Raw genomic sequence first — 22,390 nt, 5'->3', positions numbered from 1 at the left:
GGCCGGTGATCCGCCGAAGGGAATACCGCGTTGTCCATGTTCAGCAATCTCCGCCGGGCCGTGAGCCGCGGCTACCGGCGGGCCGTCGACCTCAGCCACCCGGCCCGTTCCCCGCTCGGCAGTGCGGTGGTCAACTGCGTGGTCTACCACGAGGGCGTACGGCAGGAGGGCTGCGCCGAGGTCGAGGAAGCGCTGCGCAGGGTCCGCAAGACGGGCGAGGGGTTCGTCTGGATCGGCCTGCACGAGCCCTCGCAGGAGGAGATCGCCGGGCTCGCCGCGCTGTTCGGGCTGCACCCGCTCGCCGTCGAGGACGCGGTCAACGCGCACCAGCGGCCGAAGGTGGAGCGCTACGACGACACCCTGTTCTCCGTCTTCAAGACCGTCCGCTACGTCGAGCACGAGGAGCTGACGGCGACCAGCGAGGTGGTGGAGACCGGCGAGCTGATGGCCTTCATCGGCGAGGACTTCGTCATCACGATCCGGCACGGCGGCCGCGGCACCCTCGGCCCGGTCCGTGAGGAACTCGAAGCCTCGCCGGAGCAGCTCACCAAGGGACCGGCCGCCGTGCTGCACGCGATGGCCGACCACGTCGTGGACGACTACATGGCCGTCACGGACGCCGTGCAGAACGACATAGACGCCGTCGAGACCGCCGTGTTCAGCGAGTACGGCGGCCGCGGTGACGCCGGCCGGATCTACCAGCTCAAGCGCGAACTCCTGGAACTGCGCCGGGCGGTGGCCCCGCTGGCCCGGCCGCTCCAGCAGCTGGCCACGCAGCCGATACCGGTCATCCCGCCGGAGATCCGTACGTACTTCCGCGACGTCGCGGACCACCTGACCCGTGCCACGGAGCAGATCGGCGCGTACGACGCGCTGCTCGACTCGATCCTTCAGGCGCACCTCGCGCAGGTGACCGTCGCCCAGAACGAGGACATGCGCAAGATCACGGCATGGGCCGCGATCGTCGCCGTGCCGACGATGGTCTGCGGCGTCTACGGCATGAACTTCGACCACATGCCGGAGCTCCACTGGACCTACGGGTACCCGGCCGTCCTCGTCGTCATGGCCGTCATCTGCTACGTCATCCACCGGGGCTTCCGCCGCAACGGCTGGCTCTGACCCTCCGGCGGGCGCGGGCCACGAAGTGGGTGACCGCGTCCTCGTACTCGGCCAGCCGCCAGCCCGTCGCGTCCAGCGCCGGGCGCAGGTTCGGCTCGGCGAGCGGGTCGTCGGGGCTGACGGGGCGGCCGTGCCGGGCGGCGCGCTCGGCACGGCCCGAGGGGTGGAACAGCAGCAGTTCCGCGCCGGGGGCGCAGACCCGGGCCCACTCGGTCAACGCGGTACGAGGCTGCGGCAGGTGGTCGAGCAGCCCGGCGGCGAAGATCCCGTGCACCGCGCCGGCCGGCAGCGGGAGCCGGCCGCAGTCCGCCACGAGCAGACCGGCCGGGCCCCGCCGGCCCGCGCGGGCGGCGGCCGTGAGCATCGCTGGGGTCAGGTCCACGCCGAGCACCGTGCCGCCGGCTCCGACCCCCGCGCGCAGCGCGGGCAGGGCGCGGCCGCTGCCGCAGCCGAGGTCCAGGACCGTCTGCCCGGGCCGCAGCCGCATCCGGGCCACGGCGGCCTCGTAGGCCGGGGCCTGGTAGGCGAACCGCTCCTCCCAGGCGTCGGCGCGCGGGGTGAAGAAGGCGCGGGTGGCGGTGTGTTCGGCCCGGGCGGCCGCGAGCGCGGCGAACCGGTGGAGCGGGGCGGCGCCGGCCGGGTCCCCGAGCGGGCCCGGCAGTGCCCAGGCGCTCCCGCCGAGCCGCCGGAAGCCGTGGCCGTACGCGCCCTCCCCGGCCCCGCGCAGCGGATCGGCGCCTGCCGCCGGGGGCAGGGGCGGGGGCTGCGCCGCGGCCCGGTCCAGCAACGGCGCCCCGCCGCCCAGCGCCAGCACCGGGACCTCGGCGGCCAGGGCCGCGCGCAGCAGAGGCAACGCCTCGGGCCCGGCGCAGGCGAGGACGAGCGCGTCGGCGCCGGTGAGCGTGGCCGGAAGGGGATCGCCGTCGCCGGGGCGGCACAGGTGCGTCCGCAGCCCGACGGCCTCGAAGGCGGCGGTCACCGCCGGGGGGAGCGCGGCGCCCGGCTGCGCCGCGGGCTCACCGATCACGACTACGGCCATCGGGCCTCCACCCTTGCTTGCGGGCTCAGACGGCCGCCAGCGGCCGCATATGCGCAAGGATGCCGGATCTGGCACCGCATATGCCAGGGCCCCGCGCGCCGTACACCGCTGTCGGCGCGCGGGGACACCTCCCTCGGCTCCGGGGGCCGTCGGCAGGGCGAGAGAGCCGCAAACGCCGTGCCGGACCGCCTTCGGGGCGTGTCGCCAGTCAAGCAACCGGCTCACCGCCGGGGCGACTGGTTCCGGACACGGAAAAGCGCCCGGTCGCGCACTCCCGGCCTGGTCGATGATCCCAAGCCGCCGCCCCGGCCGGAGGGGTGTTCCCCGCTCCCCATGTCTGGTAGGAAAGTTTCCTAACGGAATCGGAAAGCCTCAACCCCCCTACGGAGGCCTTGTGTTCACTCCCCAGCGCAAGACGATGGCGTTCGGAGCGCTCCTCGGGACGGCGCTCCTCGCCGCCCCGGTCGCCGCTCACGCGGGGGCCGCCCCCGCGACGATCCCCGCGACGGTCCCCGCCGCCGCACACGCGGCCCCGGCGGCCCCGGAGGCGGCCGCCGCCACCGGCCTCGACGACCCGGCGAAGAAGGAGATCGCCATGCAGATCGTCTCCAGCGCCGAGAACTCCTCGCTGGACTGGAAGGCGCAGTACAAGTACATCGAGGACATAGGCGACGAGCGCGGCTACACCGCCGGCATCATCGGCTTCTGTTCCGGCACCGGCGACATGCTCGACCTCGTCGAGTACTACACCCAGGTCAAGCCGGGCAACGTGCTCGCCAAGTACCTTCCGGCGCTGCGCAAGGTGAACGGCAGCGACTCACACGCCGGTCTCGACCCCAGCTTCACCAAGGACTGGGCGAAGGCCGCGCAGGACGGCGAGTTCAAGAAGGCCCAGGACCACGAGCGCGACCGCGTCTACTTCAACCCCTCGGTCAAGCAGGGCAAGTCCGACGGGGTCGGCACGCTCGGCCAGTTCATGTACTACGACGCGATCGTCATGCACGGCGACGGCACCGACTCCACCAGCTTCCGCAACATCCGCAAGCGGGCGCTGTCCAAGGCCAAGCCCCCGGCCCAGGGCGGGAACGAGACCACCTGGCTGAACGCCTTCCTCGACGCCCGCGTCTGGGCGATGAAGCAGGAGGAGGCGCACAGCGACACCAGCCGGGTCGACACCGCCCAGCGGGTCTTCCTGAAGAAGGGCAACCTGAACCTCAATGCCCCGCTCGACTGGAAGGTTTACGGGGACTCCTTCCACATCGGCTGAATCGGCCGGGGTAGGTCGCGGAGCCGTAACGATGTGGGCGCGGAGAGGCCCGCGGCGGTGTTGGCAAGAGGGTGTTCGAGCCTTATTCGAGGGGCCTGTGCGTCACTTGGGCCGGGGGAAATGCCCGTTGTCACCCTTGTGTCCTCACCCCGTGTGACATGGCGCGATCAGTGGGTTCCAAGTGGCGCCCGGTACCCATGGGTTTGGTTGATGATCTCAAGGAAAGTGGCTCTTCTGGCGGCTTGCGAACTGGCTTGACCGCCGCGTAAGCGGGGCATAAGTTCTGCCCCGGCTTGCTCCAGCAGGACGGGCCCACGAACCGTCCTCTGGGGGGACTCATGCACTACTACACCGACGTTCTGAAGAAGTACACCGTCTTCTCCGGCCGCGCCCGCCGGCAGGAGTACTGGATGTTCACGCTGTTCAACCTGATCGCGCTGATCATCGTCGCCATCATCGACAGCGTGATCGGCACGTACCCGCTCCTGTACGCGATCTACGCGCTGGCCGTCTTCCTCCCGGGTCTGGCCGTCGGCGTCCGTCGCCTGCACGACACCGGCAAGTCCGGCTGGTGGCTGCTGATCTCCCTCATCCCGCTGATCGGTGGCATCTGGCTCCTGGTCCTCATGGCGAGCGAGGGTCACGCCCAGCCGAACGAGTACGGCCCGAGCCCGAAGGCCGTCCACGCCTGATCGGGTCCGTACGCCCGGGTGCGCGAGCGCCCGAGTACCTGAGCGCCGCCACTGGCTGGAAACAGCCGGTGGCGGCGCTCGCCCCGTTCCGGGGGGCCGCGCGGGGCACCGGGTGACGCGCGTCTCCCCGAGACTCGGGCAGGGGGCTGTCCAGACCGGCCCGATCACGAGATATCTTGATGTCGAGCAATGTTGCAGACGAGAGACGCAGACTGTGGAGCGGAGCATCCGGTGACTGACTCGACCATCATCTACACGCACACTGACGAGGCCCCGGCCCTCGCGACGTATTCGTTCCTGCCTGTGATCCAGGCGTACGCGTCGACGGCCGGTGTGAATGTCGAGACCCGTGACATCTCCCTGGCCGGTCGGATCATCGCCAGCTTCCCGGAGCACCTGGAAGAGGGCCAGCGCATCGCGGACGCCCTCGCCGAGCTCGGTGAGCTGGCGAAGACGCCGGAAGCCAACATCATCAAGCTTCCGAACATCTCGGCTTCGATCCCGCAGCTGAAGGCCGCGATCGCCGAGCTCCAGGGCCAGGGCTACGCCCTCCCGAACTACCCGGACGACCCGAAGACCGACGAGGAGCGCGAGACCCGCGCCCGCTACGACAAGGTCAAGGGCAGCGCCGTCAACCCGGTCCTGCGCGAGGGCAACTCCGACCGCCGCGCCCCGGCCTCGGTGAAGAACTACGCCAAGGCGCACCCGCACCGCATGGGCGCCTGGACCCCCGAGTCGAAGACGAACGTCGCCACCATGGGCGAGAACGACTTCCGCTCGACCGAGAAGTCCGCCGTGATCTCCGAGGCCGGCACGCTCCGCATCGAGCACGTCGCCGCCGACGGCGCCACCACGGTGCTGCGCGACTCCGTACCGGTCCTCGCCGGTGAGGTCGTGGACGCGTCCGTCCTGCACGTCGACGCGCTGCGCACCTTCCTGAACGCCCAGATCGAGCGCGCCAAGGCCGAGGACGTCCTGTTCTCCGTGCACCTCAAGGCCACGATGATGAAGGTCTCCGACCCGATCGTCTTCGGCCACGTGGTCCGCGCCTTCTTCCCGAAGACCTTCGCCCGCTACGGCGAGACCCTGGCCGCCGCCGGCCTGTCCCCGAACGACGGCCTCGGCACCATCCTGAACGGCCTGGGCGCGCTGCCCGACGCCGACGCGATCAAGGCCTCCTTCGACGCCGAGATCGCCGAGGGCCCGGCCCTCGCGATGGTGGACTCCGACAAGGGCATCACCAACCTGCACGTCCCGTCCGACGTCATCGTCGACGCCTCGATGCCGGCCATGATCCGCACCTCCGGCCACATGTGGGGCCCGGACGGCAACGAGGCCGACACCCTCGCGGTCCTCCCGGACAGCAGCTACGCGGGCGTCTACCAGGCCGTCATCGACGACTGCCGCGCGCACGGCGCGTTCGACCCGGCCACCATGGGCTCGGTTCCGAACGTCGGCCTGATGGCCCAGAAGGCCGAGGAGTACGGCAGCCACGACAAGACCTTCGAGATCGCCGCCGCGGGCACCGTCCGCCTCGTCGACGCCGAGGGCAACACGGTCCTGGAGCAGGAGGTCGCCGCCGGCGACATCTTCCGCGCCTGCCAGACCAAGGACGCGCCGATCCAGGACTGGGTCAAGCTCGCCGTCACCCGCGCCCGCGCCACCGGCGTCCCGGCCGTCTTCTGGCTCGACGAGGGCCGCGCGCACGACGCGCAGCTGATCGCCAAGGTCAAGACGTACCTCGCCGACCACGACACCGAGGGTCTGACCATCGAGATCCTCTCGCCGGTCAAGGCCACCGCCTACTCGCTGGAGCGGATCCGCCGCGGCGAGGACACCATCTCGGTGACCGGCAACGTGCTGCGCGACTACCTGACCGACCTCTTCCCCATCCTGGAGCTGGGCACCAGCGCCAAGATGCTGTCGGTCGTCCCGCTGATGAACGGCGGCGGCCTCTTCGAGACGGGCGCCGGCGGCTCCGCCCCGAAGCACGTCCAGCAGCTCGTCAAGGAGAACTACCTGCGCTGGGACTCCCTCGGTGAGTTCCTCGCGCTGGCCGTCTCCTTCGAGCACCTCGCGACCACCACCGGCAACGCCCGCGCCCAGGTGCTGGCCGACACCCTGGACCGCGCGACCGGCACCTTCCTCAACGAGGACAAGTCGCCGAGCCGCAAGCTGGGCGGCATCGACAACCGCGGCAGCCACTTCTACCTCGCCCTGTACTGGGCGCAGGAGCTGGCCCGCCAGACCGACGCCCCGAAGCTGGCGGCCGCCTTCGACCCGCTCGCCAAGACGCTGGCCGAGTCCGAGGACAAGATCGTCGCCGAGCTGATCGCGGTCCAGGGCTCCCCGGCCGAGATCGGCGGCTACTACCAGCCCGACGCGGCCAAGGCCGCGGCGATCATGCGCCCGTCCGCCACGTTCAACCAGGCGATCGCGAGCCTGGCCTGATCCCAGGGATCCCACGGATCCTGCGGTACGCCGCCGCCCCCGCCGGTATGCACCGGCGGGGGCGGCGGCGTACTCCCGCCCGGGGTCAGAGCCGGTGGACCCGGCCCTGGCCGACGGCCAGCGGGTGCCGGCCGGCCGCCAGGATCCGCAGCCCGGGCGCGATCGTGAGCAGCGAGCGCAGCCAGGCGAGCGCCTCCGCGTCCAGCCATCCGCTGTCGTCGAGGACGAGCAGCATGTCCCGCTCCGCGAGCCACGACGCGGCGTTCGCCGTCCCGTACGGCAGGAAGGGCATCCCGGGCAGGGAACCCAGCGCGGCCACGAGTTCCCGTACGCCGGTGTCCCGCTCCAGGGCGAGGAGCGCCGTACCGTCGCAGAAGTTGGACGAGATCCGGTGCGCGACCTCCCGGACCAGCAGGCTCCGGGGTGCGCGGAAGCCCCCGGTCACGGTCAGGACCCGGCCCCGCCGTACGGCGGTGAGCAGCCGGGACAGCTCGTCGGACGTGGTCGGCAGTGTTCCGGCGCCGCCGGGTTCCCTCATCGGCACGATGCCCCCCATTGCATGCGTGACCAGTTCCGCGGCGGAGGGTTGATTCGGGCCGCGTGTCGATGATTATGCGTCAGTTCCCCCGTAAGGCCAGGGGAATGGCGGACTCCGGGGAAAACGCCGTGCCGCCGGGCCACGGGCCGGTACCTGTGGTCGGATGGTGATCATGGGCCATGACCACGGTGCACCCCCGGCGGCCGCCGGAACCCTCAGCGGGACGTACCGCAAACGGCTGCTGTGGACCATCTGCATCAGCGCCTCGATCACGCTCCTCCAGGTGCTCGGCTCGGTGCTGTCCGGCAGCCTCGCGCTGCTCGCGGACGCCGCCCACAGCCTCACCGACGCCATCGGGGTCTCCCTCGCCCTCGGCGCGATCACCCTCGCCCAGCGCGCTCCCACCCCGCGCCGCACCTTCGGCTTCTACCGGGTCGAGATCTTCTCCGCCGTCCTGAACGCCCTGCTCCTCCTCGCCATCTTCGGCTGGGTCCTCTACACGGCGATCGGCCGGTTCAGCGAACCCGTCGAGGTCAAGGGCGGGCTGATGCTCGGCATCGCCGTCCTCGGCCTCGCCGCCAACGGGGCCGGCCTGTGGCTGCTGCGCGACGCCAAGGACCACAGCCTCAACCTGCGCGGCGCCTACCTGGAGGTGCTCGGCGACGCCCTCGGCTCCGTCGCCGTCATCATCGGCGCCCTCGTCATCCTCCTCACCGGCTGGGAGGCAGCCGACCCGATCGCCTCGATCGTCATCGGCCTGCTGATCATCCCGCGCGCCTACGGACTGCTGCGCGACGCGGCCCACGTCCTGCTGGAGGCCACCCCGCAGGACATGGACCTCGCCGACGTGCGCCGCCACCTCCTCGAAGAGCCCGGCGTGCTCGACGTGCACGATCTGCACGCCTGGACCGTCACCTCCGGCATGCCGGTGCTCACCGCGCACATCGTCGTCGCCGAGCAGACCCTGCGCGGGGAGGACCACGGGCTGCTGCTGGCCCGGTTGCAGGCCTGCGTGGGCGGGCACTTCGACGTCGCCCACTCCACCCTCCAGCTCGAACCGGAAGGGCACCCGGAAGACGGGAGCGCCCTGCACGCCTGAACGCCGCCGCCGCGTCCAGGCGTACGCGGGCCGCGCCGGGGACGGTTGTCGGGCGGCCGGTAATCGGCTCTACTGCTGTGCGACCCCAACACGGGGCGGACGTACGGGAGAGGGCTCACCATGGCAGCAGAGCGGCGGACCGAACGGCAGGCGCGCCCCCCGTCGCACTGGCGCCGCCCGGGCTTCCGGGGGCGGGGTCCCCTGCTCGCCCTCCTGATATCCGGCTTCCTGCTGGCCGGCGCCTTCGCCGCCACCGGCGCCGCCTGGGACCCCTTCGCGGACGGCGCGGGCCAGAACGCCTCCGCGCCCGCCCCCGGAACGCCCGGGCCCACGGAGCCCGGCGCGGGCCCCACCACCGGCGCCCCTTCCGGGACGGCGGCGCCCGAGCCGGCCCCCAAGACCCCCGACAAGCGCGCCACCGGCGCCCCGGCCGGCTCCGGCGCCCCGCGCCCCGCCGGAGCCCTGCCCTTCGACATGCCCCAGCCGGCGGCGCTGCGCTCCGGTGCGGCGGGCAGGAAGCTGGTGTTCGCCCACTACTTCACCCCGTACCCGCTCTCCCTCGACAACGCCCCCGCCGACGGGGACTACTACACCCGCAACTACCTCGAACCCGCCGGCGAGAGCGGCAAGCACGAGCGCTACGGCGGGCTGCTGCGCGACCGCCCGCTGCCCGTCCCGCCCAAGGGCGGCGACTGGGAGTACGCCAACCTCCAGCAGGAGGTCCGCACCGCCCGGGCCGCCGGCATCGACGGGTTCACCCTCGACATGCTCTCCCTCTCCGGCAAGAACTGGGAGCGGTCCAACCTCCTGATGGAGGCGGCCCGTTCGGTGGACCCCGCCTTCAAGATCATGCTGATGCCGGACATGACCTCGCTGAAGACCGACGACCCCGGCGTCCTCGCCGACGCCCTCGCCGCCCTCGGCAAGGCCCCCGCGGCGCACCGCCTCGGCGACGGACGGCTCGTCGTCTCCCCGTTCAAGGCGGAGGCGAAGAGCGCGCAGTGGTGGACGCAGGTCATCGCCGCCCTCAGGTCGAAGCACGGCATCGGCACCGCCTTCGTCCCCCTCTTCCTCGACTTCGGAGCGCACAGCGGGGAGTTCGCCCCCATCAGCCACGGCTTCTCCGAATGGGGCAGCCGCAGTTACGTGGGCCAGGAGAGCTCCACGCGCGACGCCGAGCGGGCGCACGGCATGGGCAAGCTCTGGATGCAGCCCGTATCGGTCCAGGACGCCCGCCCCAACCAGGGCATCTACGACGAGGCCGGCAACACCGCCACCCTGCGCTCCACCTGGCAGCACGCCATCGACGACGGGGCCGACTGGGTACAGCTGACCACCTGGAACGACTACTCCGAGGGCAGCCAGTTCGCGCCCTCCCTGCACAACGGGTACGCGTACCTGGACCTCACCTCCTACTACCTGACCCGGTTCAAGACCGGCGCCTGGCCGAAGGTCGTCCGCGACACCCTCTACCTCACCGCCCGCACCCAGTTCGCGTCCGCCGCCCCGACGGGCACCCAGTCGCTGGTGATGGCCCCGCGCAAGGGCAGCGCCGCGCCCCGCGACACGGTGGAGGTGCTCAGCTTCCTCACGGAGCCGGGGACCGTCCGTACCGCGGTCGGCACCGCCACGGGCTCCCACGAGGCCGCGGCCGGGATCCACAGCGAACTGCTGCCGCTGCGGGCGGGCAGCGCCTCGGCCGTACTGGTACGGGACGGGAAGGCCCGGGCGGACGTGGAGCTGCCGTACCCGGTGGACCACACGGTGTCCGTCCAGGACCTCCAGTACTACGCGGCGACCAGCGGCCGCGAGTAGCCGGCCGCGCCCGCGCGTGCGGGGCTGGTACGGATTCGGTCCCGGGTTCGCTCCCGGATTCGGTCCCGGATTCGGTCTCGGGTTCGGTTTCGGGAAGGGGCGCGGCGGGGAGAGAGGCTCCGCGGCGGGCCGCCCCGAAGGCCCGCGCACGCGGAAGGAGCCCCCGTGCCCGTGAGCCCCACCCCGTTCCCCGGCGGGCCGGACCTGTTCCGCCTCGACCCCGGCATCGCCCACCTGAACCACGGCTCCTTCGGCGCGGTCCCCGTCCCCGTCCAGGAGGCCCAGGCGGCGCTGCGGGCCGAGGCCCACGAGGACCCCGACACCTTCTTCGTCGGCGTCGCGGACCGGATCGCGGCCGCCCGCGCCCGCGTCGCCGCGCACCTCGGCGCCGACCCGGACGGCATCGCCTTCATCGCCAACGCCACCGAGGGCGCCAACCTGGCCCTCGACGCCGTCCCGCTGGCAGAGGGGGACGAGATCCTGGTCACCGACCACGGCTACGGCACCGTCGTCGCGGCCGCCGCCCGCCGGGCCCCCGTCACCACCGTGCCGCTGGATCCGGGCCTGCCCGACGAGGACGCGGTGCGCGAGGCGGTACTGGCCGGCGTCACCCCGCGCACCAAGGTCGCGGTCCTCGACCACATCAGCTCGCCCACCGCCCGCGTCATCGCCACGCCCCGGCTGCTCGCCGAGCTCGCGGCCCGCGGCGTCACCACCGTCGTCGACGGCGCCCACGCCCCCGGCATGGTCGCGGACCCGCTCGCGGGCGGCGCCGACTTCTGGTTCGGGAACCTCCACAAATGGGGCTACGCGCCGCCCGGCACCGCGGTGCTCGCCGTCGCCCCCGCGCACCGCGCCCGGATCCGGCCCCTGGTGCCCTCCTGGGAGGACGGGCACGGATTCCCGCGCTCCGTCGAGTACCGGGCCACCGCCGACTACACCGGCTGGCTCGCCGCCCCCGAGGGGCTGGACCTGCTCGACCGCCTCGACGCCGCCCGGGTGCGGGCCCACAACACCGCCCTCGCCGCCCACGGAGCGGCCCTGCTCGCCCGGATCCCCGGCCTCGCCCCGCTCCCGTACACCGACGGCCTCGCGATGCGCGCGCTGCGGCTGCCGCCGGGGATCGCCGAGACCCCGGAGGGCGCCCGCGCGCTGCGGGAGGAGCTGGCGGCGCGGCTGCGCGTCCGGGTCCTGATCTGGCCCTGGCCGGGCGGCGGCGGCATCCGGGTCTGCGGCCAGATCTACAACCGGCCCGAGGAGTACGAACGCCTGGCCGCCGCGCTCCCGGCCTTCCTGGGATGAGCCGTCAGCCGCGCCGGAGCAGGTACGTGTCCATGATCCAGCCCTTGCGGGCGCGGGCCTCGGTCCGCAGCTCCTCGATCCGGTCCGAGACCTCCGCGAGCCGGCCCTGCACCAGGATCTCGTCCGGGGTGCCCACGTAGGCACCCCAGTAGATGTAGAGGTCCTTGTCCAGGTGCGCGGTGAAGGCGTGCCGCGCGTCCAGCATCACCACCACGTCGTCCACGTCTTGCGGCCAGCCCTCCGCGAGGCGCCGGCCCGTGGTGATCTGGACCGGGCGGCCGACCCGGTTCAGATTGGTCCGGTGCCGGGCCAGCAGGGAGGAGATGCTGCTGATGCCGGGCACGACCTCGTGCTCGAAGGACACCCGGCCCCGCTCCAGCACCTCGTCCAGGATGGCGAGGGTGGAGTCGTACAGAGAGGGGTCGCCCCACACCAGGAACGCGCCCGTCTCGCCCTCCGCCAGATCCTCGGCGACGAAGCGCTCGAAGATCTCGGCCCGCGCGCTGCGCCAGCCGTCCACAGTCGGGGCGTACTCGGCCGGGGTCCGGTCGCGGTCCGGGTCGCGGCCCTCCACCAGCCGGTGGCCGGGGCGGGCGTGCGCGTCGAGCATCGCGCGCCGCAGCCCGGTCAGATCCGCCTTCTCCTCGCCCTTCTCCAGGATGAGGAATGCGTCCGTGGCTCCGATCGCCTTGACCGCCTGGAGGGTCAGGTGGTCCGGGTCGCCCGCGCCGATGCCGATCACTGAGAACTTCTTCACCCCGCTATTCTGCCCGTCATGCGTGTCGCCCTGTTCGTCACCTGCGTCAATGACGCGTTGTACCCGCGGACCGGCATCGCCGTCGTACGTCTGCTGGAGCGGCTCGGGGTCGAGGTCGACTTCCCCGCGGCCCAGAGCTGCTGCGGTCAGCCGCAGTACAACACCGGGTACCGGTACGAGACCGAACCGCTGGTACGACGTACCGCCGCGGCCTTCGAGGGGTACGCCTACGTGGTCACCCCCTCCGGGTCCTGCGCGGCGATGATCCGCGAGCACTACCCCCGGATCGGGCGGAAGGCGGCCGCCGAGGGGCGGGGCGGGGAACTCGCCGAGGCCGCGGCCTCGCTGGGCCCGAGGGTCTACGAGCTGACCGAGTTCCTGGTCGACGTGCTCGGCGTGACCGATGTGGGCGCTTACTTCCCGCACACCGTCACCTACCACCCCTCCTGCCACGGCCTGCGGGGCCTCGGGCTCGGGGACCGCCCGCGCCGGCTGCTCGCCGCGGTCAAGGGGCTGGAGCTGGTGGAGCTGCCCGGCGCCGAGGAGTGCTGCGGGTTCGGCGGCACCTTCTCCGTCAAGAACCCGGACCTCTCGGCCGCCATGGGCGGCGACAAGGCGGGCAGCGCGGCAGCCACCGGCGCGGACTTCCTGTGCGGCGCCGACAACTCCTGCCTCGCCCACCTCGACGGCATCCTGCGCCGGCGCGGAGCCCCGCTGCGCACCCTGCACCTGGCCGAGATCCTGGCCGCGACCGAGGAGGAACCCCCGGCATGACGGGCACGTTCATCGGGATGCCGGCCTTCCCCGCCGCGGCCAAGGAAGCCGTGGGGAACGAGGTGCTGCGCGCCAACCTCCGCCGCGCCACGCACACCATCCGCGACAAACGCGCCCGCGCCGTCGCCGAACTCGCCGACTGGGACCGGCTGCGCGCCGCCGGGAAGGCCGTCAAGGACCACACGCTCCGCCATCTCGACCGGTACCTGCTGGAGTTGGAGGAGGCCGTCACCGCGGCCGGCGGGGTCGTCCACTGGGCGGCCGACGCCGAGGAGGCCAACCGGATCGTGACGGGGCTGGTGCTCGCCACCGGAGAGCGCGAGGTCGTCAAGGTCAAGTCCATGGCCACGCAGGAGATCGGCCTCAACGAGGCCCTGGAGGCCGCCGGGATCGCCGCGTACGAGACGGACCTCGCCGAGCTCATCGTCCAGCTCGGCCACGACCGGCCCTCGCACATCCTGGTCCCGGCCATCCACCGCAACCGCGCCGAGATCCGGGACGTCTTCGCGGCGGAGATGGGCGCCTGGGGCCGGCCGGCGCCCGAGGGACTGGGCGACGACCCGCGCGAACTCGCCGAGGCGGCGCGCCTGCACCTGCGGGAGAAGTTCCTGCGGGCCAAGGTCGCCGTGTCCGGCGCCAACTTCATGGTCGCGGAGACGGGCACCCTGGTCGTCTTCGAGTCCGAGGGCAACGGCCGGATGTGCCTGACCCTGCCCGACACCCTGATCTCGGTCGTCGGCATCGAGAAGGTGGTGCCGACCTTCCGTGACCTGGAGATCTTCCTCCAGACCCTGCCGCGCTCCTCCACGGCCGAGCGGATGAACCCGTACACGAGCATGTGGACCGGGCTGGGTCCCTCGAAAGGGGCGGACGGCGACGGCCCCTCCGACTTCCACCTCGTCCTCCTCGACAACGGCCGCACCGACACCCTCGCCGACGAGGTCGGCCGCCAGGCGCTGCGCTGCATCCGCTGCTCCGCCTGCCTCAACGTCTGCCCGGTCTACGAGCGCGCCGGCGGCCACGCCTACGGCTCGGTCTACCCCGGTCCGATCGGCGCCATCCTCAGCCCCCAACTCCGCGGCACCGGCAGCGAGATCGACGCCTCGCTGCCCTACGCCTCCACCCTCTGCGGGGCCTGCTACGAGGTCTGCCCGGTCGCCATCGACATCCCCGAGGTCCTGGTCCACCTGCGTGAACGGGTGGTCCAGGGCGGCCCGGTGACCCGCGAGGGCATCCGCGTACGGATCCGCCCGGCCCGGGGTCACGCCGCCGAACGGGCCGCGATGCGGGCCGCCCGGCGGCTCCTGGACCACCCGGGGGCGCTGCGCGCGGGGGAGCGGCTGCTGGCCCGCGCCCGCAGGCTGCGGCCGCGCCGGCTGCCGGGGCCCGGGCGGGCGTGGACGGACAGCCGCGCGCTGCCGGAGCTCCCGGCGGAGCCGTTCCGGGACTGGTGGGCGCGGGAGCGGGGAGAGCGGGAGCGGCCGGACCGGGCGCAGCAGGATCGGGGAGAGCCGGATCGGGAGCGGCCGGACCGGGGAGAGCCGGACCGGGGAGGGCGGGCATGAGCAGCAGGGACCGGATCCTGGGCCGCATCCGCCGCGCGACGGAGACCGCCGCCCCCGCCCCCGCCGTCCCCCGGGACTACCTCCGGGTCCACGGCGCCCGCACCCCGGCCGGGACGGCGGACCTCCTCGCCGCGAACCTCGCCGAATACCGGGCGAAGGTGCACCGTACCGACGAGGACGGCCTCGCGCCGCTGCTGGCGCGGCTCCTCGCCGCGCGGGGCGCGGGGAGCGTCCTCGTACCGGCCGGGCTGCCGCCGAGCTGGCTCGCGGCGGCGGCCGCGACGCGGGTGCAGGACCGGGCGGAGTCCACCCCGTACGAACTGGACGCGGTGGACAGCGTGGTGACCGGCTGCGCCCTCGCGATCGCCGAGACCGGCACGATCGTCCTCGACGGCGGCCCCGGGCAGGGCCGGCGGCGCATCACCCTGGTCCCGGACCACCACGTCTGCGTGGTGCGGGTACCGGACCAGGTGGTGGACTCCGTCCCGCTGGCCCTGCCGCTGCTGGACCCCGCCCGCCCGCTGACCTGGATCTCCGGCCCCTCGGCGACCAGCGACATCGAGCTCGACCGGGTGGAGGGCGTACACGGCCCCCGCACCCTGGAGGTCGTACTCCTCGGCGCACAATAGGCATCATGTCCGCACACATCGCCCTCACCGCCCTCGTCGTCCACGACTACGACGAGGCCATCGACTTCTACACCCGGGCCGTCGGCTTCGACCTCGTCGAGGACACCGCCCGGCCGGACGGCTCGCGCTGGGTCGTGGTCCGCCCGCGCGGCGCCAGCGAATCGGCCCTCCTGCTGGCCCGCGCCAAGGACGACGCCCAGCGCTCCCGCGTCGGCGACCAGACGGGCGGCCGCGTCGGCTTCTTCCTCTACACCGACGACTTCGCGGGCGACCACGCCCGGATGACCGCCGAGGGCGTCCGCTTCCTGGAGGAGCCGCGCCACGAGCCGTACGGCTCCGTCGCCGTCTTCGAGGACCTCTACGGCAACCGCTGGGACCTGCTCCAGCCGAAGGCCGCGTAGCCCGGCTCAGCGGAGCCGGGGCGCCTCGGCCGCGGCGTCGACGCGCTCCCCGGCCGCCACCCGGTGGGCCAGCTCCCCGGCCCACCGGACCAGCCCGGCCACGTCGATCCCGTGGGCCCGCCCCGCCTCCCACCCGGCCAGCGCGTCGGCTCCGCGCCGCAACAGGCGCGCCCCGCCGACCGTGTTCCCGCGCGCGGAGTGCGTCAGCCCGACCGCCAGCTGCGCCAGCGCCTTCCACAGCGGGGCCTCGCCCGGCGGCCCGGTCTTCCAGGCGTCCTCGAACACCTCGTGCGCGTGGAAGGGCATCCCCGCGTCCAGCAGCCGCTGCGCCTCCCGCACCGTCTCCTCCGGGGACCGCGCCACCCCCTCGGGCTGCCGCTCCACCCCGGGCGCCCCGTAGGCCAGCGGCCGCCCCAACCCGTCCCGCGGCCGAGCGCTCCGCGCCCGCCCCTCGGCGTCCCGATCCCGTGCGTTCACCCCCTCATCCTCCCTCCCGCCGATTACCGGTGCATGCACACCCCTCGGCGTGGGGTAATGTTCTGCATGTGCCGCCGGGCGGGAAACCCCAAGTGGGAAGCCCAGTCGGAAGCACAACGGGACGTGGCGCAGCTTGGTAGCGCACTTGACTGGGGGTCAAGGGGTCGCAGGTTCAAATCCTGTCGTCCCGACCAGCGTTTACGCAGGTCGGAGGCCGTTCTCTCGCTAACGAGAGGACGGCCTTTCGCGCGTCCGGAGCCATGGTGGTCGCAGTGTGGTCGCACGTCCAGTCTGTGGCCGGTTGGCCGTGGCGCTGAAGGTCGGCGTCGCGGGGGAGCGGAGTCGGCGGACAAGCTCACTGAGCGGGTGGATGTGGTCGCGTGATGGTCGCAGCCACGCGGCACGGTCTGTTTGGTGATTGGCCTTCTCGGCTCCGGTGAGCGTGTGGTCGATGGTGTCGACTGCTTCGAGGGCTGCCTGCTGGGTGAGGTGGCTGTAGATGTTGGCGGTGGTCGACAGGGTGGAGTGCCGCAGGGTCTTGGAGACGACGGTCAGGGGCACGCCGGCGGTGATGGTGATGGTGGCTGCCAGGTGGCGCAGGTCGTGGACAGTGATCCGCGGGACGCCCGCGTCGGTTGAGAGCTGATGGAGCCGGTCGAGAACCTGGTGTGGTCCGAGCGGTCGGCCATCGGGTCGGCAGAAGACGAGACCGGTGAACGGGTCGCCAGGATCAGCGTGTGTGCGGGGCGTTGTTCCTGCGTGGTGCCGGAGGGCGGTGGCGACGCGGGGTGAGATGGCGACCCAGCCGCGGCTCGACCGGGTCTTCGGTGTGGTGATGACGAGGCGATTGTTGTCGATGGCGGAGAGAGTGCAGCGCACGTAGAGGACGCCTTCCGCCAGGTGGACGTCGTTCCAGTGGAGGCCGAGGGCTTCGCCCTTGCGCACGCCGGTGCCGATGAGGAACTCGAACAGGTCAGCCAGCTCGGGGTCGGCCCGGTGGCAGTACGCGAGGAAGCGGGCAGCCTCCTCCGCCGTCCAGATGCGTCGCTCCCGCGCAGGCGGTCGCCGTAGGACGGCGGGACTGGCCGGGTCGTGGGGGAGGCGGTGTTGGCGGACTGCGTCGCCGAGGGCGCTGGAGAGGGTGGCCAGGCAGCGGTAGAGGGTGGTCTCGCCTCGGCCGGCGGCGAGCTGGCAGGTGACGTAGGCCGAGATGTGCCGGTGGGCGAGCTGGTCGAGTTTGAGGGTGCCGAACGCGGGGACGAGGTCGTTGCGGACGTAGTCGCGGTAGCGGGCCATAGTGGTGGGCTTCAGTACGAGGGCCTTCGTCTCCAGCCACGCGTTCAGGTAGGCGGCGACGGTCTGGTTCGGGTCCGCGTTGTACCCGCCGGCCTCGCCCTCGAGGAACCGCCGCAATGCTTCTTCGGCTGAGTCCTGGCTGACGAAACCACCCCAGACCGTCGTCCGACGACGGTCTGGGGTGGGGATGTCGACGGCGAAGGCCCAGCTTCCGTGCTCGCTGTCGGTGACCAGGTGAGGACAGCGAGCACCGAGCTGGTGCCGGTGGGTGTCCCTGCAGCCGCAGCGGCGGTAGATCCGACCGCGGCCGACGCTGGTGAGCATGGGGATCGCCTCCCGATAGCGGAGGGGAGTGGATCCTTCCAGCCTGCGGCCACAGGCGACCACCACGCCCACTGGAGGTGCCGTGAACAGCGCGTTTCCCTTGTCAGCGCGCCAAGGGCCGGCGCGTCACTTCTGAACGGCCTGGAGCGCGCTTGCAGCTCGTTGGTGGTAGCCACCCGGTGCCCCGCCAGCCCCGCCAGACGGTCAGGGGAACAACCAGAGCCTGTCCACCCAGGCGATCTGGATGAAGCGCCCCTTCTCCGCCAGCCAGGGGTAGGGGGTGCGGAACCGCGTTAGGTTCTCCATCGATACCACCGGTGCGTTGAGTTGCCCCGCGACGTTAAGTACCGCGTGCGAGGACGTCGAGGAAACGGCGATTACGTTCCCTTGGGCGATGGCCTGGTCCAGTAGGTCCCGTTCATGGTGCTCGACCGCCTCGGACACATCCGTGCCGATGACCGTGACAATGCGCCGGTCCGGGAAGCGCTGCCCGATCGCTGCGAGTGCGGAGGTGAGCAGCCTATAGCTTGGCGGTCGCCGTGATGCCGGGGTGCGCCCTGCCGTCATGACTCCTCTGCCGTCGACGACGAGAGCCGCAGCAGTCGGCCTGGGTTCTTCCACCTGCGATTCGGCGTCCGCCCGGGAACTACCGGTCTTCCTCGCGTTGCTGTCGGGAGCCGGCTCGGTAATCCGTCGGAGCAGTCGTTCCAACTCACGGTCGAGGCCCTGCTCGATGGGCGTTCCGTCGGGTCCGAAGCAGTCGAGTTCCTCGTTGAGGATCTCGCGGCCCCCATGCCGCAGAACGGCTCGGACCTTGAGGATTCCATCGCGGTCGTACCGGTAGTCGACGTCGAAGAGATTGGCTGAGGGATCGGCCGCGGGCTGGGGTACGGGCAGCTCGAGCCGGGCGAGCGGGAACGTGCGCTCGTCATCGGCGGCACGGGCGCTGTCGCCCTCGACGATTTCAAGGACGACTCTTGATGCACCGCGAACGGCGGGCATTGCACTGCGGCTGCCGCGTGCGGGCAGGGTGGAGTAGCGCGGGATCAACGTGGCGAACCCGCGACGGCCGCCAGCCTGGAAGGCGAGCCCCAGATCATGGCTGGCGGCCACCGAGATGGTGGTCCCCGGGACCAGACCGTCGATCTCGGCTGCTGTGATCGCGGCTCCGCGGGCGACTGCCGTCATGGGGTTGCATAGACGCGCGTCGACGACATCCCGGACCAGTGCCGCCTCGACCTCGCGCCGGACCATCGGGATCTGCGAAGTTCCACCGATCATCAGCACGGCGTCGAGCGCGCCGGGGGAGAGCCCCACGTCGTTGAGGCACTCCTCCAGCGGCACCAGAGCTCGCCGTACTAGAGGTTCGACGGCCTGCTCGAACTCCTCGCGGTGGATGACCACCGCTCGGCCGCCGCCGGGCGGCTCGGACAGGACCTCCGTGGTCCCTGGCTGGGACAGTGCGATCTTGGTGAGCTCTACATGACGGCGCCAGCGAAGGGCTTCGGCGCGCGTGAGGTGCTCAGGCCTCGTACCGAGCTTGGGCAGCACGAGCCTCACCAGCGCCTCGTCGAATTCGAGTCCGCCGAGGGCCGTGATCCCTCGTGAGGCGATCTCGTCGAAAATGCCGTCGTAGTGCTCGAGAACCGTGATGTCGATGGTGCCGCCGCCCCAGTCGAAGACGAGGAAGCATCCCTCGCCGGGGTAGTCGTGGGCGTAGCTGATGGCCGCCGCGGTGGGCTCGTTGATGAGAGCCTTCACCTTGATGCCGGCCAGGCGGGCCGCGGCCCGGGTTCGGTAGCGGGCCGCGCCGGTCGCATTGGCGGGGACAGTGACGACGGCCTCGTCCATCTCCCGAAGATTACGGCGGACCCCGGCCCGCATCTGGTCGAACAGGGAAGCCGCTACCGTCGTACTCCGATAGGGCTCGTCGCCCAGCCAGACGTTGTGTTCCTCCGGCACTGACAGGCGCGCGCTCTCGTCTTCTTCGGAGGAGGCCCTCGGCCTGGAAGCGAGCATGCGCTTGACCGCGTCCTGTGGTGTAGTCGTACTGCACTTCGCGGCCCATCCGAAGCACAGCGTTCGCTGCACGTCGCGAATGGAGACCACTGAGGGGAACAGCTCGTCGAAGCCAGGGCGGTTCCACTCGGCGGGCAGGCCCCCGCTGTCCACCCGGATCACCTCAGTGCCGTGCCCCGTCCAGCGTGCGACGACCGAGTTGCTGGTGCCGAAGTCGATCCCGAACGTCATCCTCTGCCTTTCGACTCGCCAGTGCCATCTGCCGGCAGCCGCCGTACTGCGCCACGCTGAACGACGCGGCCGGTCACCGTCTCGACGTACGCCGGCGACAGAACCTCGTAGCTGACCGCGTGGTTGTGCTCCTCCGAGTCCACGACGTCGAACGGCGTCAGGTTGGTTGGCGTCGTCAGACGAGTGAGTCCCGCCCGCTTCATCTCGGCGTCGACGCGCAGGCGCACAGCTTCGATGTCGTCTGTGCCCCATGCGGTGCGATCGATGAGCGCGAGTTGCGCGAGCTGCTGGTCGCGGACGCGAGTGGCGTCGAGTACAGCGGTCCTTAGGGTGTCGTCCACTGCTGCCTGGACCGCTTGACGCACCAGCGTGCCCACCTTGTCGGCGGTGGACATGGCCACGCGGATGGCGTCGTCGAGCTCTTCGGTGAGCTTGCGGGACAGCTCCTGTGATGCTTTCAGTCCGGCCTTGGAGGCTGCCTTGTCCACCTGAGAGGCCAACTTCACGGTCAACTTCTCGAAGAGCGCGCCGGGGTCGGCGAGCGCGTCGCCCACCACGGGAGTGCGTCCGTCGTGTTCCTCCGCAACGTCAAGGTCCCGATTCCTGACGGTCTGCTGCGTGGCCGTGTCCGTCCTGGCGTCGGATCCGGCTTGTCGGCCCGACGACCGGGGCTGTTGACCCTGCGCCTTCGGCTGGTCCCGGGCGACACCGGGCCTGGAACGGGAGCGCACCCCCTGGAACTCGGGGATGGCGTTGAGGGGTTGCCTCTTGTTTCTGCTGCCCATCAGTGGTCTTCCCTCATGATTCTGCTGCGGCTGACGATGTCCCGAGCCGCTTCGGACGCGGTCCAGTTCCGTTCTTCGGACGTACTTGGGTCCGTGCGGCGTTCCAAGGGGCGTATCCGCGGTTGGAGAACAGGTGAGTGGACGCGCGGGATCCGCAGGAACTGTTCGTCCAGGGGAAGCTCGTACAGAATCTCAGCCTCCCTGCCCATTCGCCCGGCCATCTCGCGTCGCTGGACTCGGTCCTTGGCGTTGTTGATGTACTCCAACTGCTCGGCGGGGACTTGACCGCGCAGATTTCGCCAGCCGTGGCGCCACTCGGACGAACCGTGCTCGACGGAGAGGGCCAGATACGGGTTGAGGACGTCGTGAGGTCTCGACTTCTGACGCAGGGCCTGCAGCAGATCGCTGAGTAGGATCATGCGTCGGCGAGCCTGAGGGTCCACGCCTCCGCGACGCCGAGTACCGCGCATGAGTACCTCTTCCAGGAGCCCGACAGCCCGGTCCAGTTTGTCCCGATCTCCCGGACGAGCAGTCAGGAAGTAGACATACGCCAACACCGCGCGTGCTTCCCGGTCCGCTTTGCCGGCTCCTGCTCCCTCTTTCTCGTTGCGTAGAGCGATCGCCTGCTCCACCACGCTGCGCAGGACGTCCGGTGCAATGTCGGGTTCAGCTGCCATGGCCCAATGAGCCTCGTCGAGTAGCCGGTACAGGCGCCGCGTGCCGGCCCAGTAGTGGAACTTGGACGAGCCGGACACCAGGCGATCATGCGGGAGACAGTCCTCCAGTAGGAAGAACAGTCCCGGTTCATGTCCCAGCTCTGGTCCCACGGCAGCTCCGCGGCGTACGGCCTGAAGTGAGCGGACCAGCCGGGACAGATCCGGTGGGAAATGCGTGTCGCCGAGTGGCCCTACCTGGTCGAGCGCATTGACGTCACCGGTGAGCAGCGCCGCACGCAGACTCCACTCGTCGTGCCGCCCATCGACCGGAAGGACCTCGGCCCCCTCCATCACGGCGAGCCGTCGCAGCTCACTCGTCCATGCGAGGGCCTTGACGTCGGAGGCGCCGAGTGCGCCCGGCGACACGCGGGCCGTTACATAGCGGGAGCGGTCGTCTCGGTCCGGCCAGCTGGCCAAGTCGGCCCGTACATCGAGCCTCCCGGAGTCGATGAGGTCGTCTACAACGGCCAGTGGGAGCGTATGCACGACGCGGCGCCACGCACCTTTGGAGAGGACGGCACGGGTACCCGCCTCGTGAGCCTCTAGGAGCAGCTGCCATGAGTCCAGCTCGGAGGGATCCACCGGGGGAGCGGGAAGGCGGCCGGTGAGAATTGCTTCGGCCCGCAGCGATTCGTCGTTGCTGAAGACAGGCATCCCTGCCGTTGTGAGATCGGCAAGATGGGCGAGGGCGCTGAGGGGCGGGAATGCGGCGGAGATGCTTTCCCGTACGGCGTTGGCGACGTACTCCATCGGATCGCTCAAGCCGCCGGCTCGCATGAGTACGTCGTGGAACATGTCCGCGCCCCCGGCCTCTCCGCCAACACGATCCAGGATGGTGACGAGGCGCGCGGGCAGCACCAGCGGTGCAGGCGGGGCATCCGGTGTAGCACCTGCCACGCCGAGATCGCCGGGATTGACGGCTCTGCGACGAGCCCGAAGAGCAGGTATCTCGCCTCTCTCCCGGGCGAGCTGTCGCTGTCGGCGCTTCTCCCGCTCAATCTGGCGAAGCTCCTCGGTACTGGCCTCGTCAACAGACTCCAACGACATTTGATGTGTCTCCCCGGCGAATACGACCTGTAACCAGCCCCACGTCA

The 22,390-nt window shown here is 71.4% G+C and carries 19 protein-coding genes and 1 tRNA gene; 12 read left to right on the top strand and 8 right to left on the bottom strand.

What is annotated here, in order from left to right:
• The first annotated feature begins 36 nt into the window (after positions 1 to 36).
• Positions 37 to 1,119: a magnesium/cobalt transporter CorA gene (corA, locus tag IE248_RS28915; RefSeq protein WP_073796282.1), complete on the top strand. Its 1,083-nt coding sequence runs from the start codon at positions 37 to 39 to the stop codon at positions 1,117 to 1,119.
• On the opposite strand, the gene IE248_RS28910 is transcribed toward corA, so the two are convergent.
• A complete protein-coding gene (locus tag IE248_RS28910) occupies positions 1,082 to 2,158 on the bottom strand; it encodes a class I SAM-dependent methyltransferase (protein ID WP_073796281.1) in 1,077 nt (358 codons plus the stop codon). The genes corA and IE248_RS28910 overlap by 38 nt on opposite strands.
• 418 nt (positions 2,159 to 2,576) lie before the next feature.
• Between IE248_RS28910 and IE248_RS28905 the strand changes: the two genes are divergently transcribed.
• The 3 genes from IE248_RS28905 to IE248_RS28895 all read left to right on the top strand — a co-directional run bounded on the left by IE248_RS28905 (position 2,577) and on the right by IE248_RS28895 (position 6,568).
• On the top strand, positions 2,577 to 3,425 hold the full coding sequence (locus IE248_RS28905) for a chitosanase (protein WP_190032150.1): 849 nt from the start codon (positions 2,577 to 2,579) through the stop codon (positions 3,423 to 3,425).
• Between the two features lie 338 nt (positions 3,426 to 3,763).
• Positions 3,764 to 4,117 carry a DUF805 domain-containing protein gene (locus IE248_RS28900; protein WP_073780221.1) on the top strand — a complete coding sequence of 118 codons (354 nt, stop codon included), beginning with the start codon at positions 3,764 to 3,766 and terminating at the stop codon, positions 4,115 to 4,117.
• Between the two features lie 231 nt (positions 4,118 to 4,348).
• Positions 4,349 to 6,568 (top strand): NADP-dependent isocitrate dehydrogenase, encoded by a 2,220-nt coding sequence (locus IE248_RS28895; RefSeq protein WP_008742879.1) that lies wholly within the window; start codon positions 4,349 to 4,351, stop codon positions 6,566 to 6,568.
• Between the two features lie 85 nt (positions 6,569 to 6,653).
• Here IE248_RS28895 and IE248_RS28890 read toward each other — a convergent pair whose 3' ends face one another.
• Positions 6,654 to 7,112 carry a hypothetical protein gene (locus tag IE248_RS28890; RefSeq protein ID WP_190032118.1) on the bottom strand — a complete coding sequence of 153 codons (459 nt, stop codon included), beginning with the start codon at positions 7,110 to 7,112 and terminating at the stop codon, positions 6,654 to 6,656.
• A 157-nt stretch (positions 7,113 to 7,269) separates the two neighbouring features.
• Between IE248_RS28890 and IE248_RS28885 the strand changes: the two genes are divergently transcribed.
• The 3 genes from IE248_RS28885 (at position 7,270) to IE248_RS28875 (ending at position 11,322) form a co-directional block, all read left to right on the top strand.
• A complete protein-coding gene (locus IE248_RS28885; RefSeq protein WP_190032117.1) occupies positions 7,270 to 8,205 on the top strand; it encodes a cation diffusion facilitator family transporter in 936 nt (311 codons plus the stop codon).
• A 120-nt stretch (positions 8,206 to 8,325) separates the two neighbouring features.
• Positions 8,326 to 10,020: a glycoside hydrolase family 71 protein gene (locus IE248_RS28880; RefSeq protein WP_229895592.1), complete on the top strand. Its 1,695-nt coding sequence runs from the start codon at positions 8,326 to 8,328 to the stop codon at positions 10,018 to 10,020.
• 171 nt (positions 10,021 to 10,191) lie between these two features.
• The gene (locus IE248_RS28875; RefSeq protein ID WP_229895591.1) at positions 10,192 to 11,322 is read left to right on the top strand and encodes an aminotransferase class V-fold PLP-dependent enzyme; all 1,131 of its coding nucleotides are present in this window, start codon (positions 10,192 to 10,194) and stop codon (positions 11,320 to 11,322) included.
• A 4-nt stretch (positions 11,323 to 11,326) separates the two neighbouring features.
• Here IE248_RS28875 and cobF read toward each other — a convergent pair whose 3' ends face one another.
• On the bottom strand, positions 11,327 to 12,079 hold the full coding sequence (gene cobF / locus IE248_RS28870) for a precorrin-6A synthase (deacetylating) (RefSeq protein WP_037797156.1): 753 nt from the start codon (positions 12,077 to 12,079) through the stop codon (positions 11,327 to 11,329).
• A gap of 18 nt (positions 12,080 to 12,097) precedes the next feature.
• On the opposite strand from cobF, the gene IE248_RS28865 reads away from it, so the two are divergent.
• The 4 genes from IE248_RS28865 to IE248_RS28850 are packed head-to-tail and all read left to right on the top strand — an operon-like array spanning position 12,098 to position 15,448.
• Positions 12,098 to 12,853 (top strand): (Fe-S)-binding protein, encoded by a 756-nt coding sequence (locus IE248_RS28865; RefSeq protein ID WP_037797155.1) that lies wholly within the window; start codon positions 12,098 to 12,100, stop codon positions 12,851 to 12,853.
• On the top strand, positions 12,850 to 14,418 hold the full coding sequence (locus tag IE248_RS28860; RefSeq protein ID WP_190032115.1) for a lactate utilization protein B: 1,569 nt from the start codon (positions 12,850 to 12,852) through the stop codon (positions 14,416 to 14,418). Before IE248_RS28865 ends, IE248_RS28860 begins: the two co-directional genes overlap by 4 nt.
• The gene (locus IE248_RS28855; protein WP_190032114.1) at positions 14,415 to 15,047 is read left to right on the top strand and encodes a LutC/YkgG family protein; all 633 of its coding nucleotides are present in this window, start codon (positions 14,415 to 14,417) and stop codon (positions 15,045 to 15,047) included. The genes IE248_RS28860 and IE248_RS28855 overlap by 4 nt, the downstream gene beginning before the upstream one ends.
• Before the next feature lie 5 nt (positions 15,048 to 15,052).
• A complete protein-coding gene (locus IE248_RS28850; protein WP_190032113.1) occupies positions 15,053 to 15,448 on the top strand; it encodes a VOC family protein in 396 nt (131 codons plus the stop codon).
• Positions 15,449 to 15,454: 6 nt separating this feature from the next.
• On the opposite strand, the gene IE248_RS28845 is transcribed toward IE248_RS28850, so the two are convergent.
• The gene (locus IE248_RS28845) at positions 15,455 to 15,925 is read right to left on the bottom strand and encodes a DUF309 domain-containing protein (RefSeq protein ID WP_100583193.1); all 471 of its coding nucleotides are present in this window, start codon (positions 15,923 to 15,925) and stop codon (positions 15,455 to 15,457) included.
• A gap of 117 nt (positions 15,926 to 16,042) precedes the next feature.
• Here IE248_RS28845 and IE248_RS28840 point away from each other — a divergent pair.
• A tRNA-Pro gene (locus tag IE248_RS28840) sits at positions 16,043 to 16,119 on the top strand.
• A gap of 31 nt (positions 16,120 to 16,150) precedes the next feature.
• On the opposite strand, the gene IE248_RS28835 is transcribed toward IE248_RS28840, so the two are convergent.
• From IE248_RS28835 to IE248_RS28820, 4 genes are all read right to left on the bottom strand, one after another.
• Entirely contained in the window at positions 16,151 to 17,545 is a 1,395-nt protein-coding gene (locus tag IE248_RS28835) for a tyrosine-type recombinase/integrase (protein ID WP_229895590.1), read from the bottom strand.
• Between the two features lie 204 nt (positions 17,546 to 17,749).
• Positions 17,750 to 19,795, bottom strand: coding sequence for an Hsp70 family protein (locus IE248_RS28830; protein ID WP_190032112.1), 2,046 nt, complete (start codon positions 19,793 to 19,795; stop codon positions 17,750 to 17,752).
• Entirely contained in the window at positions 19,792 to 20,580 is a 789-nt protein-coding gene (locus IE248_RS28825; protein WP_190032111.1) for a hypothetical protein, read from the bottom strand. The genes IE248_RS28830 and IE248_RS28825 overlap by 4 nt, the downstream gene beginning before the upstream one ends.
• The gene (locus tag IE248_RS28820) at positions 20,580 to 22,343 is read right to left on the bottom strand and encodes a hypothetical protein (protein WP_190032110.1); all 1,764 of its coding nucleotides are present in this window, start codon (positions 22,341 to 22,343) and stop codon (positions 20,580 to 20,582) included. Before IE248_RS28820 ends, IE248_RS28825 begins: the two co-directional genes overlap by 1 nt.
• Positions 22,344 to 22,390 lie beyond the last annotated feature (47 nt).

It is taken from the genome of Streptomyces goshikiensis, assembly GCF_014650555.1.
Classification (GTDB): domain Bacteria; phylum Actinomycetota; class Actinomycetes; order Streptomycetales; family Streptomycetaceae; genus Streptomyces; species Streptomyces goshikiensis.
The sequence above is the reverse complement of the archived record's forward strand: the minus strand, read 5'-3'. Positions and strand labels throughout refer to the sequence as shown.